Origin of the sequence: Halomonas sp. BN3-1, from assembly GCF_003056325.1 — a bacterium.
In the GTDB taxonomy this organism is placed as follows: domain Bacteria; phylum Pseudomonadota; class Gammaproteobacteria; order Pseudomonadales; family Halomonadaceae; genus Halomonas; species Halomonas litopenaei.
Genome location: NZ_PYVV01000012.1, coordinates 38895 through 54132, shown reverse-complemented (window position 1 = coordinate 54132; position 15238 = coordinate 38895). Strand labels below are relative to the sequence as shown.

General features: G+C 64.9%; 16 protein-coding genes. 11 read left to right on the top strand and 5 right to left on the bottom strand.

Annotated features, from left to right (window positions below):
- Positions 1 to 129 precede the first annotated feature (129 nt).
- Positions 130 to 1230 carry a TRAP transporter substrate-binding protein gene (locus tag C9F12_RS16305; protein WP_108449565.1) on the top strand — a complete coding sequence of 367 codons (1101 nt, stop codon included), beginning with the start codon at positions 130 to 132 and terminating at the stop codon, positions 1228 to 1230.
- Between the two features lie 134 nt (positions 1231 to 1364).
- Here C9F12_RS16305 and C9F12_RS16300 read toward each other — a convergent pair whose 3' ends face one another.
- The gene (locus C9F12_RS16300) at positions 1365 to 1772 is read right to left on the bottom strand and encodes a hotdog domain-containing protein (protein WP_083970605.1); all 408 of its coding nucleotides are present in this window, start codon (positions 1770 to 1772) and stop codon (positions 1365 to 1367) included.
- A gap of 103 nt (positions 1773 to 1875) precedes the next feature.
- On the opposite strand from C9F12_RS16300, the gene C9F12_RS16295 reads away from it, so the two are divergent.
- The 7 genes from C9F12_RS16295 to C9F12_RS16265 all read left to right on the top strand — a co-directional run bounded on the left by C9F12_RS16295 (position 1876) and on the right by C9F12_RS16265 (position 8738).
- Entirely contained in the window at positions 1876 to 2898 is a 1023-nt protein-coding gene (locus tag C9F12_RS16295; RefSeq protein ID WP_240184279.1) for a phosphate ABC transporter substrate-binding protein, read from the top strand.
- A 150-nt stretch (positions 2899 to 3048) separates the two neighbouring features.
- The gene (locus tag C9F12_RS16290) at positions 3049 to 4191 is read left to right on the top strand and encodes an ABC transporter permease subunit (RefSeq protein WP_231498563.1); all 1143 of its coding nucleotides are present in this window, start codon (positions 3049 to 3051) and stop codon (positions 4189 to 4191) included.
- Positions 4188 to 5753, top strand: a complete 1566-nt coding sequence (gene pstA, locus C9F12_RS16285; protein ID WP_240184278.1) for a phosphate ABC transporter permease PstA — start codon at positions 4188 to 4190, stop codon at positions 5751 to 5753. Before C9F12_RS16290 ends, pstA begins: the two co-directional genes overlap by 4 nt.
- Before the next feature lie 86 nt (positions 5754 to 5839).
- Positions 5840 to 6613 carry a phosphate ABC transporter ATP-binding protein PstB gene (gene pstB, locus C9F12_RS16280; protein WP_045994491.1) on the top strand — a complete coding sequence of 258 codons (774 nt, stop codon included), beginning with the start codon at positions 5840 to 5842 and terminating at the stop codon, positions 6611 to 6613.
- Positions 6614 to 6645: 32 nt separating this feature from the next.
- On the top strand, positions 6646 to 7380 hold the full coding sequence (gene phoU, locus C9F12_RS16275) for a phosphate signaling complex protein PhoU (RefSeq protein ID WP_108131973.1): 735 nt from the start codon (positions 6646 to 6648) through the stop codon (positions 7378 to 7380).
- 139 nt (positions 7381 to 7519) lie between these two features.
- Positions 7520 to 8248 (top strand): sulfate transporter CysZ, encoded by a 729-nt coding sequence (gene cysZ, locus C9F12_RS16270; protein ID WP_108449564.1) that lies wholly within the window; start codon positions 7520 to 7522, stop codon positions 8246 to 8248.
- A 154-nt stretch (positions 8249 to 8402) separates the two neighbouring features.
- Positions 8403 to 8738 (top strand): YnfA family protein, encoded by a 336-nt coding sequence (locus C9F12_RS16265; RefSeq protein WP_205254714.1) that lies wholly within the window; start codon positions 8403 to 8405, stop codon positions 8736 to 8738.
- A gap of 173 nt (positions 8739 to 8911) precedes the next feature.
- Here the strand turns inward: C9F12_RS16265 and phoR are convergent, their stop codons facing one another.
- From phoR to C9F12_RS16245, 4 genes are all read right to left on the bottom strand, one after another.
- Positions 8912 to 10240 carry a phosphate regulon sensor histidine kinase PhoR gene (gene phoR / locus C9F12_RS16260; RefSeq protein ID WP_045991648.1) on the bottom strand — a complete coding sequence of 443 codons (1329 nt, stop codon included), beginning with the start codon at positions 10238 to 10240 and terminating at the stop codon, positions 8912 to 8914.
- A gap of 60 nt (positions 10241 to 10300) precedes the next feature.
- Positions 10301 to 10990 (bottom strand): phosphate regulon transcriptional regulator PhoB, encoded by a 690-nt coding sequence (gene phoB, locus C9F12_RS16255; protein WP_045991649.1) that lies wholly within the window; start codon positions 10988 to 10990, stop codon positions 10301 to 10303.
- Between the two features lie 114 nt (positions 10991 to 11104).
- A complete protein-coding gene (gene ubiA, locus C9F12_RS16250) occupies positions 11105 to 11998 on the bottom strand; it encodes a 4-hydroxybenzoate octaprenyltransferase (RefSeq protein WP_045991650.1) in 894 nt (297 codons plus the stop codon).
- 197 nt (positions 11999 to 12195) lie between these two features.
- Positions 12196 to 12834, bottom strand: a complete 639-nt coding sequence (locus C9F12_RS16245) for a chorismate lyase (protein ID WP_108449563.1) — start codon at positions 12832 to 12834, stop codon at positions 12196 to 12198.
- Positions 12835 to 12994: 160 nt separating this feature from the next.
- On the opposite strand from C9F12_RS16245, the gene C9F12_RS16240 reads away from it, so the two are divergent.
- The 3 genes from C9F12_RS16240 (at position 12995) to C9F12_RS16230 (ending at position 15221) form a co-directional block, all read left to right on the top strand.
- Entirely contained in the window at positions 12995 to 14155 is a 1161-nt protein-coding gene (locus tag C9F12_RS16240) for an FAD-dependent oxidoreductase (protein WP_045991651.1), read from the top strand.
- 342 nt (positions 14156 to 14497) lie between these two features.
- Positions 14498 to 14773, top strand: a complete 276-nt coding sequence (locus C9F12_RS16235) for an HU family DNA-binding protein (RefSeq protein ID WP_045991652.1) — start codon at positions 14498 to 14500, stop codon at positions 14771 to 14773.
- 91 nt (positions 14774 to 14864) lie between these two features.
- On the top strand, positions 14865 to 15221 hold the full coding sequence (locus C9F12_RS16230) for a hypothetical protein (RefSeq protein WP_108449562.1): 357 nt from the start codon (positions 14865 to 14867) through the stop codon (positions 15219 to 15221).
- Positions 15222 to 15238: the final 17 nt, after the last annotated feature.

Sequence of the window (15238 nt, the reverse complement as noted above, 5' to 3'; positions counted from 1 at the left end):
TGGCTTGCAGGCGAATTTCGCTTTGCCGCATACTGCTTGGCGGACACCACGCCGAGCGCGGGGAATGGCGCTTCAGCGCGGCTCCCTGCGCTCCCGGCGTCGACACTACAAGCTTCAGGAGCTCGCCCCATGGAACGTCGTTCCTTCCTCAGGACAGCCGGCCTCGGCGCCGCCGGCGTGGCCGCCGCCCCCTTCGTCAATACCGCCAGCGCACAGGAAACCATCACCTGGAACATGGTGACGTCCTGGCCCAAGAACTTTCCGGCCCTCGGCACCGGAGCCAACGATCTGGCAGAGCGCATCGAGCGGATGTCCGGCGGACGCATGAAGGTCAGGGTCCATGGTGCCGGCGAGATGGTACCGCCGATGGAGGTCTTTGACGCCGTGTCCCAGGGAACCGCCGAGATGGGCCACTCCGCTTCCTACTACTGGCGGGGCAAGGTCGCGGCTTCTCAGTTCTTTACCGCCGTGCCCTTCGGCATGACCACCACCGAGACCAACGCCTGGCTGTACTACGGCGGCGGCCAGGAGCTGTGGGACGAGCTCTACGCCGACCACAACCTCAAGCCTTTCGCGGTGGGTAACACCGGCACCCAGATGGCTGGCTGGTTCAAGAAAGAAATCAACTCGCTTGAGGATATGCAGGGCCTCAAGCTGCGTCTGCCAGGGCTCGCCGGCGAGGCGATGGCCGGGATCGGCGTGACCACCCTGACCATTCCGGGTAGCGAGATCTTCACCTCCCTGCAGACCGGCGTGCTCGATGCCGCCGACTGGGTGGGGCCCTACAATGATCTGGCCTTTGGTCTGCATCAGGTGGCTGACTACTACTACACCTCGGCCTGGAATGAACCCAGCGCGGTGCTGGAAGGCACGGTCAACCTGGATGCCTGGAATGCGCTGCCCGATGACCTCAAGGCGGTGGTCAACGAAGCCGCCAAGGCCTCCAACCTGGCCATGATCAGCGAATTTGCTTTCCGCAACGCCGAGGCCCTGGACGCCTTGGTCAACGAGCATGGCGTCAAGCTGCGCTCGTTTCCGGAGGAAGTACTGGCGGCCCTGCATGACTCCTCGCAGCAGGTGCTGCAGAAGCAGGTCGACAACGACGAGGCGTCGGCGCGGATCTACGAGTCCTATCGCAATTTCCAGAGCCAGGTACGCAAGTTCTCTGACGTCGGTGAGTTCGCCTACCTGAAGGCCCGCGATAGCGTGCTTGGCCAAGGCGAGTCCTGACGCCAGGCAAGGCTCAAAAGTGGTGGCGCAGTCCCGGCGGTGACGGGCCTGGCGAGGTGATGAAGGCTAGCGACGGAAAACCAGGCGCGCCACGGGCGCGCCTCTCTTTCACTGGTCTCTCTCGAAGGCCTCGCTCAGGCGTCGGATCGGACGCCGCGTATGCGACCGTTGTCATCCAGTGCCACCATCACATGGCGGGCCTCGGTGACCTTGTGCAGGTCGGCGTCTTCGGCGTCCTGGAGGGACCGGATCCAGACCTCCACGTCGATCTTGATGGAACTGTGGCCGATATCGCGCACCTCGGTGTAGACGCAGACCAGCGAGCCGACTCGTACCGGGCACAGAAAGTCCATGCCTTCGATGGCGACGGTGGCGGTACGTCCCATCGCCTCGCGGCTGGCGGTCCATTCCGCGGCCTGATCCATCAGGCCCACCAGCCAACCTGCCGGGATATCGCCGTGGGCATTGGTATGCTGTCGTGTCGCGGCCAGCTGGAGCGTCAGCTGTCCCTTTGGCACGGGAACGTCATCGAGTTCTGTCATCATGGTGGGCGGCGCCTGGTCGTGGATGTTGTTGTGTCGTCATGGTACCCACCCGGGTCAGTCTTTCTCTACCGTTGGTGTCATGAAACGCCCAGGGGAGCGCATGTCTAGGTTGTCGCGTTGCATAGGTGCGCTCAAGCGCACGCTGTTGGCTCCCAGCCGGGGGCCGATCACTCTGTCGAAGTCGCTGTCGAGGCTTGTCTCGGGCCTGGTGCTTTCCGCCATGCTGGTATCGGCCAAGGTTGCCGCCCATGACGTGGCCGGCTCTCTCGATGCGATAGGCTCGGATACCATGGCGGAGTTGATGCTGCGATGGGGCGAGCAGTTCGAAGAACAGCGACCGGGGGTCAGGCTGCAGCTTCAGGTGGCTGGTTCGGCCAGTGCACCGCCTGCCCTGATCGCCGGCACCACCCTGCTGGGCCCCATGTCCAGACCCATGCAGGAGGACGAGTCCGCGGCCTTTATCGAGCGCCATGGCTACGCGCCAACACCGGTGGTGGTCGGCAAGGATGCCCTGGTGGTGGTGGTCAATCGCCACAACCCCTTGTCTCGACTGTCTCGAGCAGAGCTCGATGCGATCTTTTCCGACACCCTCGCGTGCGGTGCCAGCGAGAGCATCGAGCGCTGGCAGCAGCTGGGGCTCGAGCGCCCGGGGGGCACCATTCACCTGTATGGCCGCAACGCTGTCTCCGGCACCCATGGATTGTTTCGTCGCCGCGCCCTGTGTGACGGCGAATTCAAGGTATCGGTCATGGTGTCGGCAGGCTCTGCCGCCGTAGTGGCCGCCGTCGGTGACGATCCCGCAGGCATCGGTTACGCCGGCCTGAATCACTTGAATGCGGACGTCAAGGCGGTAGCGATCGGCAACGCCGAAGACGGGATTCTTCCGCGCCGACAATCGCTGCGAAGCGGCGGCTATCCGTTGTCACGGGACCTGTTGATCTACGTCAATCGCCCCCCCGAGGGCGAGCTTCCCGACGTCGAACGGGCCTTTCTCGACATGGTGCTGTCACCCTCGGGCCAGCGGGTGGTCAAGGAGCTTGGTTTCGTGGCGCTGCCGCCGTCTGTGCTGGCCGCTCAGCGACATGCCCTGGGGCTGGCTGAACTGCCACGGGACGGGCCTTGAGAGATGCCAGGCCCCGGTCGGGTTGTCATCTGGGTGTCATGAAGTTGTCGTAATCTTTCGCTATATACCGATGGCCCAAGATCAATGTCTGACCCTTCTCCGATAACCTCACTGCACCAGACGAGACAGCGACGTGACCGCCTGGCGACCATGCTGATCACGGCCGGAGGGGTTGGCGTGCTGTTGGCGGTGGTCGCCATTGCGGTATTTCTGCTGGTCGAGGTGCTGCCGCTGTTCTGGCCGGATGGCGCAAGCTTTCCGCTGGAGGCGCTGTGGTCATCGCCAGACGTGAGCGGCGAGCCCGAATATCGCTGGCTGCCCCATCGGCTGGATGACGCCGCGGTGCCCCAGGCGAGCCTGGCCCCGCTGTTGTGGGGCACCCTGGAAGCGGCCGCCTGGGCGTTGGTGGTGGCGATTCCCCTGGCCCTGGGTGCTGCGGCGCACTCCAGCCTGTACATGTCTCCCGGCCTGCGCGCACGGCTCAAGCCGACGCTGGAGCTGATGGAGGCGATGCCCAGCGTGGTGCTGGGGTTTATCGCCGGTCTGGCGCTGGGGCCCTGGGTCGAACGTCACCTGGCGCAGTCGCTGTCGATTGTGGTGGTGCTGCCCGCGGCGGTGGTGCTGCTGGCGTTGGGCTACCGGTGGCTGCCCGATCGGCTGAAGGCTGCCCTGACGTTACGCTGGGCGGCCCTGTGGTTGATACCCTGCCTGTTGCTGCTGGTGTGGCTGGCGATGAGCGTGGCGCCGATGTGGGAAGGATGGTGGTTCGATGGCGACCTGCGCCTGTGGGTCGAGGAGTCCTGGGGGCTCGACGTGCAGGCACGCAACGCCTTGATCGTCGGGCTGGCCATGGGTTTTGCCGTGATTCCCGGCATCTACGCGCTTGCCGAGGATGCGCTGAGCGATGTGCCTCGGGAGTTGGCCGAAGGCGCCCAGGCCATGGGTGCGACCCGCTGGCAGACGCTCACCCGGGTGATGCTGCCGGTGGCGCTGCCCGGTGTCTTTTCGGCGATCATGATCGGCGCCGGGCGCGCCGTGGGCGAGACCATGATCGTGCTGATGGCCAGCGGCAACAGCGCGCTGATGACGGCGAGCCCGCTGGATGGCTTGAGGTCGCTGGCCTCGAGCATCGCCATCGAACTGCCGGAAGCCGCACCCGGGGGCAGCCACTATCGGCTGCTGCTGCTGGCGGCGCTGGCCCTGTTTGCCTTCACCTTTCTGGTCAACACCCTGGCCGAGGTGGTGCGTGCCCGCCTGAAGCGTCGTTTTACCCGGCGTAAGGGGGACGCATGAAGATTCCCGGCCACACCGCGGTGGGCATGCCCGGCAAGCGGCGCACTCGAGAGGGCCCCTGGGCCTGGTTGGCAGCGGCCTCGGTGGCGCTGTCGCTGATCATGCTGGGGGCCTTGCTGGTGCTGTTGAGCGTCAAGGGCCTGTCCAATTTCTGGCCAGCGACGGTCCACCAGTTGACCCTGAAGAGCGGTGAGACGGTGATAGGGGTTCCCCTGGCGACCCGCGAACTACCCTCCGGGCAGGGGCTGGAGCGGCGCTATCTGACCGCCAATCGTGATGACGGCGGTGGCATCTGGCGGTGGCTCGCCAATGACCAGATCACCGAAGACACCACGCCGGAGGATCTGGTGGTGCTGGAGCGGCGCCACTGGGGCACCTTTCTGGGGCGTCTGGTGGCCTTGCAGTCAGGTGATCAGCGCTTGACCGGTCCGGATGCCTGGACGGTGCTCGAGTCCCGGCTGAAGGAGATCAATGCCCTGCGCGACGAACGTCGGCGTCTGACCCACGACGAGATATTACCGCTGATCCGCAGCATGGAAGACCAGGATGGCCACCGCTCGGAGGATCGACGTCTGGCCGACCTGCAGCGCCGGGCCAGTGAGCTTCAGCAGCGCATGCAGGGTGACCTGGTGGTGCTCGAGAATGGTCAGGGGCGTCGTCAGGAACAAGCCCTTGCCGAGATACTCGAGGCCTGGCGCCCCAACGCCATGGCCTGGCATGAAAAACTCGGCCACTGGGTGCGGGAGCTGTGGCAGTTTCTGTCCCAGGGGCCACGCGACGCCAATACCGCTGGTGGCGTCTGGCCGGCGATCTTCGGCACCATCCTGATGGTGCTGTTGATGTCGATTCTGGTAACGCCCTTTGGGGTGCTGGCGGCGGTCTACCTCAATGAGGTCGCCCACCAGGGGCGATTGACCCGACTGGTCCGGATCGGCGTGCGCAATCTGGCCGGGGTGCCGTCCATCGTCTACGGCGTGTTCGGCCTGGGGGTCTTCGTCTATGGCATCGGCGGCAGCATCGATCGCTGGTTCTTCGAATCGACGCTGCCCTCGCCGACCTTCGGCACCGGCGGACTGCTGTGGGCCTCGCTGACCCTGGCGCTGTTGACCTTGCCGGTGGTGATCGTGGCCACCGAAGAAGGTCTGTCGCGGATCCCGCTGCACCAGCGTGAAGGCGCCCTGGCGCTTGGGGCCACGCGCTTCGAGACCTTGACGCGGGTGGTGCTGCCGATGGCCACGCCGGCGATGCTGACCGGCCTGATCCTGGCGGTGGCCCGGGCCGCCGGCGAGGTGGCGCCGCTGATGCTGGTCGGGGTCGCCAAGCTGGCGCCGCAGGTGCCGCTGGACGGGGAGTTCCCCTTCCTCCACCTTGAAAGGAAGTTCATGCACCTGGGGTATCACATCTATGACGCGGCCTTTCACTCCAGCGATGTCCAGGCGGCGATGCCGCTGGTGTATGCCACAGCGCTATTGCTGGTCACGGTGATTCTGGTGCTTAACCTGACTGCAATATTCATGCGTCACTATTTGCGTAAGCGTCATGGTGCCCCGGTGCGCCGATGATGCAGGGAGAGGCAATGTCCATCGATGGCGAGCTGCCCAAGCGTCAGCTGGCCCAGGCAAGACTGGGAAATCGACGCGGGGCGGTCATGGAGTTTTCCGCGGCCGATACCTGCCTGGATATCCAGGGTTTGACCCTGGCCTATGGCGGCAAGACGGCGCTCAAGGATCTGACCCTGCGCATTCCACGCCATCGGGTCACGGCCTTTATCGGGCCGTCGGGCTGCGGCAAGTCGACGCTGTTGCGCGCCTTGAATCGTCTGCACGACCTTAATGAGGACGTCAGTCGTCACGGCCAGATTCATCTGGACGGCCACGATATCCATGACCCCAGGGTGGCGGTGGCCGAGCTCAGGCGTCGGGTGGGCATGGTGTTTCAGGCACCGAACCCCTTCCCCATGTCTATCTACGACAACGTCGCCTTTGGCCTGCGTCTGCAGGGAGGCTTGAGCAAGCGCCGCATCGACGATGTGGTCGAATGGGCACTGAAGTCGGCGGCGCTGTGGGACGAGGTCAAGGGGCGTCTACGGGCGTCGGCCTGGTCGCTCTCGGGAGGCCAGCAGCAGCGTCTGGTCATCGCCCGGACCCTGGCGGTGGAACCCGAGGTGCTGTTGCTCGACGAGCCGGCCTCGGCCCTGGATCCGATCTCGACGCTGAAGATCGAGGAGCTGATTCGCACACTCAAGCCGCATCTGACCCTGGTGCTGGTGACCCACAACATGCAGCAGGCGGCGCGGGTGTCGGACTATACGGCGTTTTTGCACAACGGTGAGCTGGTGGAGTACGGCCCGACCGACACCCTGTTCACGCATCCGCGCCTGAGGCGCACCGAAAACTACATCACTGGACGCATGGTGGGCTAGCGTCCCGTCCCATGCTTCTTCAGGAGACCTTCATGGATATCACCAGCGATACCCACAGCCAGCACATCTCGAGGCAGTTCAATCATGAGCTCGAGGAACTCAAGACCCACCTGATGGCCATGGGTGGCCTGGTGGAAAAGCAGGTGCAGGATGCCGTCAGTTCGTTGCTCGACGCCGACTCTGCACTGGCCTCTCGTGTGGTCGACAACGACCGTGCGGTCAATGACATGCAGGTCAAGATCGACGATGAGTGCACCCGCGTGCTGGCACGCCGTCAGCCGGCGGCCTCGGACCTGCGACTGGTACTGGCGGTGATTCGTGCGGCGTCGGATCTCGAGCGTATCGGAGACGAAGCCAGCAAGATCGCGCGCAACGCCATCGAACTGGTCGACGGCAACAACGGCACCCGCGGCTTCGTCGAGGTGCGCAATATCAGCGAGCACGTGCGTCACATGATGCGTGACGCCCTGACCTCCTTCGCGCGTTTCGACACCGAGCTGGCGATGCAGGTGGTGCAGGAAGACGAGCGGGTCGACAGCGAGTACCAGAGCGCCATGCGCTCGCTGATGACCTTCATGATGGAGGATGCGCGTTCGATCTCTCCGGTACTGGGCATCATGTGGATTCTGCGCGCGCTGGAGCGTGTCGGCGATCACGCCAACAACCTGGCCGAGTACGTCATCTATCTGGTCAAGGGCCTGGATATCCGTCACATCGCCCCTGACGACCTCAACCAGGAACTGCTCGACGACAGCAGCACGTCTTGACCTCGACGCCCTGAGCGGCGTCAATAGGCCGGCCCCGTCAGGGTCGTTGCCTGCACTCTGAGCATCGGGCCATCGTCGAGACGATGGCCCGATGTCGTTGGGGCACTGTCATCTTCAGCCACTGCCAAGGATCGATGTCATGCTGAATGCCCTCGAGGCGGTCCGCCGCGGAACCCGCCTGGTCTATAGCCAGGGCCTGCGTCGTTATGTGTTTCTTCCCATTCTGGTCAACCTGCTGGTCTACGCCGGCATGCTCAGCTACGTGCTCGGTGAGTTCGGTGGCTGGCTCGATAGCTGGATGGCCATGGTGCCGAGCTGGCTGGAATGGCTCGACTGGCTGATCTGGCCGTTGTTTGTGGTCAGCCTCGTGCTGATCGTGTTCTTCAGCTTTACCCTGGTTACCCACCTGATCGCCGCCCCCTTCTACGGCTTCCTGGCGGCCCGGGCCGAGGTCGAGCTGACCGGCCGCGAGCCCATCGACGACCGGGGCTGGCTCAAGACCGGTCTCGACGCCCTGGGCAGGGAGCTGTTGAAGCTGGCCTATATCCTGCCGCGCATGATCGGGCTGTTTATCCTGAGCTGGATTCCGGTGGTCAACCTGATCGCGCCGCTGTTGTGGGCGGCCTTCAGCGCCTGGGTCATGGCGATCACCTACCTCGACTACCCGATGGATAACAACAAGGTCAGCTTCGCCGATATGCGCAAGCGCCTGTCGGCGCGCTGGTGGCCGAGTCTCAGCTTCGGTGGCCTGGTGACCTTGATCACCTGGATCCCGCTGGCCAACCTGTTTCTGATCCCCGGGGCCGTGGCCGGCGCGGTGCTGATGTGGGATCAGCACTATCGGCAGTTGCCGGTGGTAAGGCGTTGAGCAGCAGTTTGAGTACCGCTATCGGCGCTGTTGTTGGTTGTAAGGCGTTGAGCAGCATTGTCGGCGCTGTTGTCGATGGTTGTACGGCGTTGAGCAGCACTGTCGGCGCTGCCGATAATGGTGAGGCGTTAAAAGGGGAAAGCAGGGAGTGGCCATGACGGCGCTGTTGCCTAGTCTTTTGCTCTATATCGCGGCGGCGCTGGCCGAGATCGCCGGTTGCTTTGCGGTGTGGCGCTGGTGGCGAGATGACGCCTCGGCATGGTGGTTGTTACCTGCGGTGGCGAGTCTGGTGGCCTTCGCCTGGCTGCTCAGTCAGATCGATGCCGACTACGCCGGGCGTGCCTTTGCCGCTTACGGGGGCGTCTACATCGTGGCGTCACTGGGCTGGCTGTGGTGGGTCGAGCAGCGCCTGCCGGATCGCTGGGACCTGATCGGGGGCGCGCTGTGTCTGGTGGGTGCCGCGGTCATCCTGCTGGGGCCCAGGAGCTGATGGGAGCACGCTCGGTTCGTTCTGGCGGGGCCTAGGCGCTGTCCGAAAAGTCGACGAGCGAAGGTTAGACAAGGCAAAAATCGGTGAGAAAGCGCAGTTTACGGGGTGTAAATGAGCATTTTGATCCGATTTTGACGCCGTATTACCGAGCGCAGGCACTTTTCAGACAAGCCCTAGTGCACAGCGCCGGCGCGGCCGAGCGCCACCGGGTCGGCCGCTGCCAGCCGGCTCGAGGGAAAGATGCAGCGGAAGGTTGCGCCCTCGCCGAGTCGGGAGTCGATATCCAGGCGTGCCTCGTGGCGCAGCAGCACATGCTTGACGATGGCAAGCCCCAGGCCGGTACCGCCGGTGGCGGTGCTGCGGCCCTTGTCGACCCGGTAGAAGCGTTCGGTAAGGCGTGGCAGGTGCCTCGGATCGATGCCTTCGCCGTCGTCTTCCACCTCAAGGCAGGCGCCTTCGCCGTAGGCACGCCAGCGTAGCGTGATATGGGCGCCGTCACCGGCGTAGCGCACCGCATTGAAGGCCAGGTTGGAGACCGCGCTGTGCATCTCCTTCTCGCTGCCGGTGAGACTGCGCGATTCTTCGACGACCACCTCGATCTGCTGGCGGCCGCCTGACAATGCCTCGGCGTCGCGCTTTACCGCCTGCAGCAGGGTGGTGGGGTCGAGGCGAACGTGGTCGCTGCCGCCCTGGTCGTTCTCGAGTCGTGACAGCAGCAGCAGGTCGTTGACCAGATTCTGCATGCGGCGCGTCTGGCTCTGCATCTGGGCGACCCCCTTGCCCAGGCGCTCCGGCAGCATGCCGGCCATGTCGCTGTAGGTCTCCAGGTAGCCGGTGAGCACGGTCAACGGCGTGCGCAGCTCGTGGGAGACGTTGGCGACGAAGTCGCGGCGCATCTGTTCCAGGCGATGCAGACGGGTGATATCGCGGGCCATGACCAGGCGTTCATCGTCACCGTACAGGGTGATCTGGAACTGCAGGATCATGTTCTCGTCGATGGGGGAGGGCAGGCTCAGCGGTTCGCGGTAGTCACGGGCATTGAAGTAGCCGACGAAGCGCGGGTCGCGCAGCAGGTTGGTGATGTGCTGGCCGCGGTCCAGCGCCGGCTTCAGGCCGAGCATGCGCTCGGCGGAGCTGTTCCACCACTCCAGGTCGCCGTGGCGATCGAGCATCACCACGCTGTCGCGCATCGCCTCGGACGACTCCTGGATACGCTGGAGGGTCGAGCGCAGGCGGCGCTGAGTGATCCGCTGGCCTTTCTGGTAGCGATAGAGGCGATCGAACAGCTCGCCCCACAGGCCACTGGCGGTGGGAGGTTCCTGCTGGGGGCGGTGGGTCAGCCAGTCGTGCATCGCGTGCAGGTTGCGCAGGTGATAGCTGAGCCCAAGCGCCAGGCCCAGGCCGATGCCTACGCTGGACAGCGAGAACGGCCAGCCCAGCAAGGCGCCGAGACCCACCAGCACGGCCAGGCGCCAGACTTCTCGTCTCCACAGACGACCCACGTCAGTTCTCGGCTCCGTTCACCTCATCCCTCCTGGTGCTGCGTTGCGTCGATGGCTCGCTCAGACCTTGGCCGAAAAGCGATAACCGGTACCGCGTACGGTCTGGATCAGTTGCTGATGGGGTTCCCCCAGGGCCTTGCGCAGGCGGCGGATATGCACGTCGACGGTACGTTCTTCCACGTAGACGTTGCCACCCCAGACCTGATCGAGCAACTGGCCACGGGTGTAGGCGCGCTCCTGGTGGGTCATGAAGAACTGCAGCAGGCGATATTCGGTGGGGCCCATGTCCAGTGACTTGCCGTCGACGCTGACGCGATGGCTGACCGGGTCGAGCTTGAGGCCTTCCACCTCCACCGGGTCCTCGACGCCCCGCGGAGTGGCGCGTCGCAGCACGGCCTTGAGGCGGGCCACCAGTTCTCGCGGCGAGAATGGCTTGGTGATGTAGTCGTCGGCGCCGGCTTCGAGGCCCTGGATCTTGTTGTCCTCCTCACCCTTGGCGGTGAGCAGGATGATCGGCAGCTCTGCGGTGGTTTCCTCGCGCTTGAGCCGGCGGGCCAGTTCGATGCCGCTGGTGCCCGGCATCATCCAGTCCAGCAGCAGCAGGTCTGGCTGGTCATCGACGATGATGGCGTGGGCGGCCTGAGCATTGTCCGCCTCGAGCACCCGGTAGTCGGCCATTTCCAGCGCCACCGCGATCATTTCGCGGATCGGGGCTTCGTCATCGACGATCAGTACGGTCTTGGCGGTCATCCCGGGAGCCTCTTGGTCAGGGTCTTACACTCGACGGTGACAAATGACACCACGTCAATGTGACAATTAGATGACATTGTATCCATTGTCGAGCGACCGAGACGGGCATTTCCCTCACCCGAGGGAGGGATAGAGGCTCAGTCCGAGTCCGGCGAACAGCAATAGGCCCGACCAGTGGTTGTTGAGAAAGGCCTGGAAGCAACGGTCGCGGTCACGGCTCTTGATCAGCCGCTGCTGGTGGACAAAGGTCGCGCCCATGGCCAGCCAGCCGAGCCAGAAGAAGCCGCCCAGCGCCAGCAGGCTGCCGGCCCAGGCCAGCAGCCCCAGGGTAGCCAGCTGCAATAGCGCAATGATGCGGGTGTCCCAGCGGCCGAACAGTACCGCGGTGGACTTGATGCCGATCTTGAGGTCGTCGTCGCGGTCGACCATGGCGTATTCGGTGTCGTAGGCCACGGTCCACAGCACGTTGGCGGTAAACAGCAGCCAGGCGACCATCGGGACTTCGCCGAGCACCGCGCCGAAGGCCATCGGAATGGCCCAGGAGAAGGCTGCGCCCAGCACCACCTGGGGGAAGTGGGTGTAGCGTTTCATGAAGGGATAGCTGGCGGCCAGCACCGCTCCGATCAACGACAGCCACACGGTAAAGCCGTTGGTCAGCCAGACCAGCGCGAAGGCCGATCCCAGCAGGCACACGAACAGCACCTTGGCCTCCCGCTCACTGATGCGGCCGGTGGCCAGCGGTCGGTTCTTGGTGCGTTTGACGTGGCCATCGAAGTGGCGATCGGCGTAGTCGTTGACCACGCAGCCCGCCGCCCGCATCAGGTAGACGCCGGCGACGAAGATCAGCAGGGTGTCACGGGCCGGAATGCCCTCGGAGGCCACCCACAGCGCCCACAGGGTCGGCCACATCAACAGCCAGGTACCGATGGGGCGGTCCAGACGCATCAGCGCCAGAAAGTCGGGAATTCGGTTCAGGTATCCAGGGGGACGCAGCAGCGAACGATCCATCGGTCTCTCTCATGCTCTGGCGCAGGTCAGGCGAAAATGAGGCGTTAGCCGGGCAACAGTCGCTCCTCGGAGAAACATCGCCGAGAAGCCTTGGCGCAGCCTAGCGCGAGCCGACCGCCATGACCAGCCAGGCGGCTCGCTCCGAAGGTGGCGACGGAAGGGCGATGGCGGGGTGACGGCCGGTGAGCGACAGCTAGTCAGCCGGTGGCAGAGGCCGACAGCGACAACGCCCGGCCCATGGCCGGCATAAAGCTCTCCTGCACCAGCAGCACCCAGCCGCTGTGACGAAATACCGAGCGGCGTTGCCATAGCCCGGTATAGCCGTGGATCGGCCTCGAGTTACGGCCGATCTGAATGGCGCTGCGCTCGAGATCGGGCTGGCGAAACAGCCAGCTGCCGAGAGAGGTCTCGCCGAGGCCTTCGAAGGGAGCGTCGTGACGCTCGACGATCGGCGCCACGCTGCGCGCCACCACCCAGGGCTCCTCGTCCACGCACAGGGCGACCTCGCGCAGCCAGGCCTGCTCGTCGCTGGCCAGACCCAGCACGCGAGCCTCGTCCGGCCACGGCAGGCCCTTGGCCTCCGCCAGCAGGCGTACGCGAAAGTGCCCGGCGCCTGCCGCCTCGATCAGGCGTTCTGTCAGGGAGTCCCGCGAGGCCAGCCAGGCGTGCCAGTCAGCGGGCACCGCGATGCCACCGGAGGCCAGCGACACCCAGCCGGGGTCGACGATATCGGCCGCGTCGGCATTCGGCGAAGAGGCTGTGGCTGGCGCGGGATTACCCGGTCCGGACCCCGAGCGCTCCCCCAGGGAGCGGAATGTGGAAGGAAGCTGTGTCATGCGGCCTCGGCAGGGCTGTCGTCACCGGAGGCGGTGCTCCGGTCGGTCGGCGCATAGTGTACCATGTGGCCCAGCACTCACCCGCTGGTGTGGCCCCGTACGGGCCGGCCCAGCTTCAACAGCGACCGCCCGGCGGTCGTCGGCAGAGTCGAAGGAAGCGATGCAAGGACCCTTGACCATCATCGGTACCGGCATGGCGGGCATAGGCCTGGCACGCCAGGTGCGGGCGCTGGACGCCCACCGACCGATCACCCTGATCAGCGCCGACTCAGGCGATGACTATTCCAAACCGCTGCTGTCCACCGGCTTCGCCAAGGGCCTGGCGGCGGACCGGCTGGCCGCGCGCTCGGCGCTGGAACTGGCCGATCAACTGGGCGCGGTGGTACGTCCCCACACCAGGGTCGATGCCATCGATCTGGCGTCGCGCACCCTGAGCCTGGGCCAGGAACGCCTGCCCTGGTCGGATCTGGTGATTGCCACCGGTGCCAGCCCCGTGGCGCCCTTCGAGATTCCCGATGCCCTGGCCGGACGGGTGTTCTCGATCAATGATCTCGACGACTATCGGCGTTTTTCGGCAGGCCTCGAGGCGCTGGGGCGCCCGGCTCGGGTGGCCATCGTCGGCCTCGGACTGGTCGGCTGTGAATTTGCCAACGATCTGCACGCCGGTGGTCATCGCGTCTGCCTGGTCGGCCCTGAACCCTCGTTGCTGCCCAGGTTGCTGCCCCGGCGGCTGGGTCAGACCCTGAGCCAGGCCTTCATCGAGGCCGGCATCGACGTCATCCATGGCCGTCTGGTGAGCAGGCTCGAAGGTGCCGGTGGTGACATCGGTGTGCACCTCGACGACGGCCATGAGCTGGAGGCGGATATGGTGCTGGTGGCCACCGGTCTGAAGCCGCGCTCTCGGCTGGCGCGAGAGGCCGGTATCGCGACAGATAATGATGCCATCGCCGTCGACCGCTATCTTAAAAGCTCCGATCCTCGTGTTCATGCGCTGGGTGATGTGGCCTCGGTGGACGGTGTCAATGCCATGTACGTGCAGCCGCTGCAGGCTTCGGCCAAGGCGCTGGCTGCGACCCTGTGTGGTCGTCCCACCCAGGTGCGCTACGGGCCCTGGCCGGTGCTGGTCAAGACGCCGCTGCTGCCGGTGGTGGCGCTGCCGCCGATGACCGACAAGGTGCATTGGCGAATCGAGGCCGACGGCGAGGATATCAGCGCCCTGGCCGAGGATGACGAAGGGCGTCTGCAGGGCTTTGCGTTGACGGGAAAATGCGTTCGTCGGAAAGTCGAACTGGCGCGGGCGGCACCGCCGTTGCTAGGCTAGGTTCGTCAACGGCGCGGGTTGTACGCGATACAGCCGTCGTTGAAGGTGCCACCGAGGCAGGGCAATTCTATCGGGGACGACCGCCACGACGTGTGGCTGGCCGGTGTCGTATCGCCGGTTTCGTACCGATGGAAGAGGCAAGGTCCCGTCGGCGGTGGCTCTCGCTAGTCGAAAGACAGTCAGGAAGCGCTGAGCGCACCGTGATGTTCATCGTCGTGGTCAACGATCCTGTTGTCACGGCGCAGGGCCGGGGACTGCCCGTGTGGACACTCGGACAGTGTTTCCATAACAATGATGCCGGTGTCACGGCACCGGAGTATCAAGCCAAACCAGGAGGGCTGTATGCGCAAGCCAGAACTCGCCGCGGCGATTGCCGAGCGTGCCGATCTATCCAAGGACAAGGCCAGCCAGGTGTTGAACGTCATCCTCGACGAAATCACCGGTAGCGTGTCTTCCGGCCAGGACGTGTCGTTGATCGGCTTCGGCACCTTCACCGTGCGCGAGCGTGCCGCCCGCACCGGCAAGAACCCTCAGACGGGCCAGCCGCTGAAGATTCCCGCCAGCAAGACAGTCGCCTTCAAGCCCGGCAAGGGGCTCAAGGACGCAGTCGCCCGCTGAGGTGACGACTACCACCGCCTGTCCTCCAGGCGGTGGATCGATATCGCGGCCCGGTAGCGGGCCGCGCCTACCCGTCGACCGGTGAGGCAACATGACCCTGAGACTGATGCTGTGGCTGCTGGGCGTCATGCTCAAGCGGGCCTTCAAGCGCAAGGCGCGATTCTGCGAACGTCTGCAAGACCGGGGTGGGCTCGACTGGGGCATCGCCACCGAAGATCTGTCCATCGCGCGCCACTATCGCATGCGTCCCACGGGGATCGAGAGTCAGCGCGGACTGCCGGTGGATCTCGATCTGGAACTACGCTTCCAGGACAGTCAGACCGCGATCAAGGTACTCCGGCGCCCCTCCCAGCGCACCTTCCTCGATGCCATGATGGCCGGCCAGCTGCGACTGGTGGGCGACGCCCAGGATCTTGATCGGCTGCAGCGTCTGCTCAAGCACCTGTGAGGCACACCTGATTCATA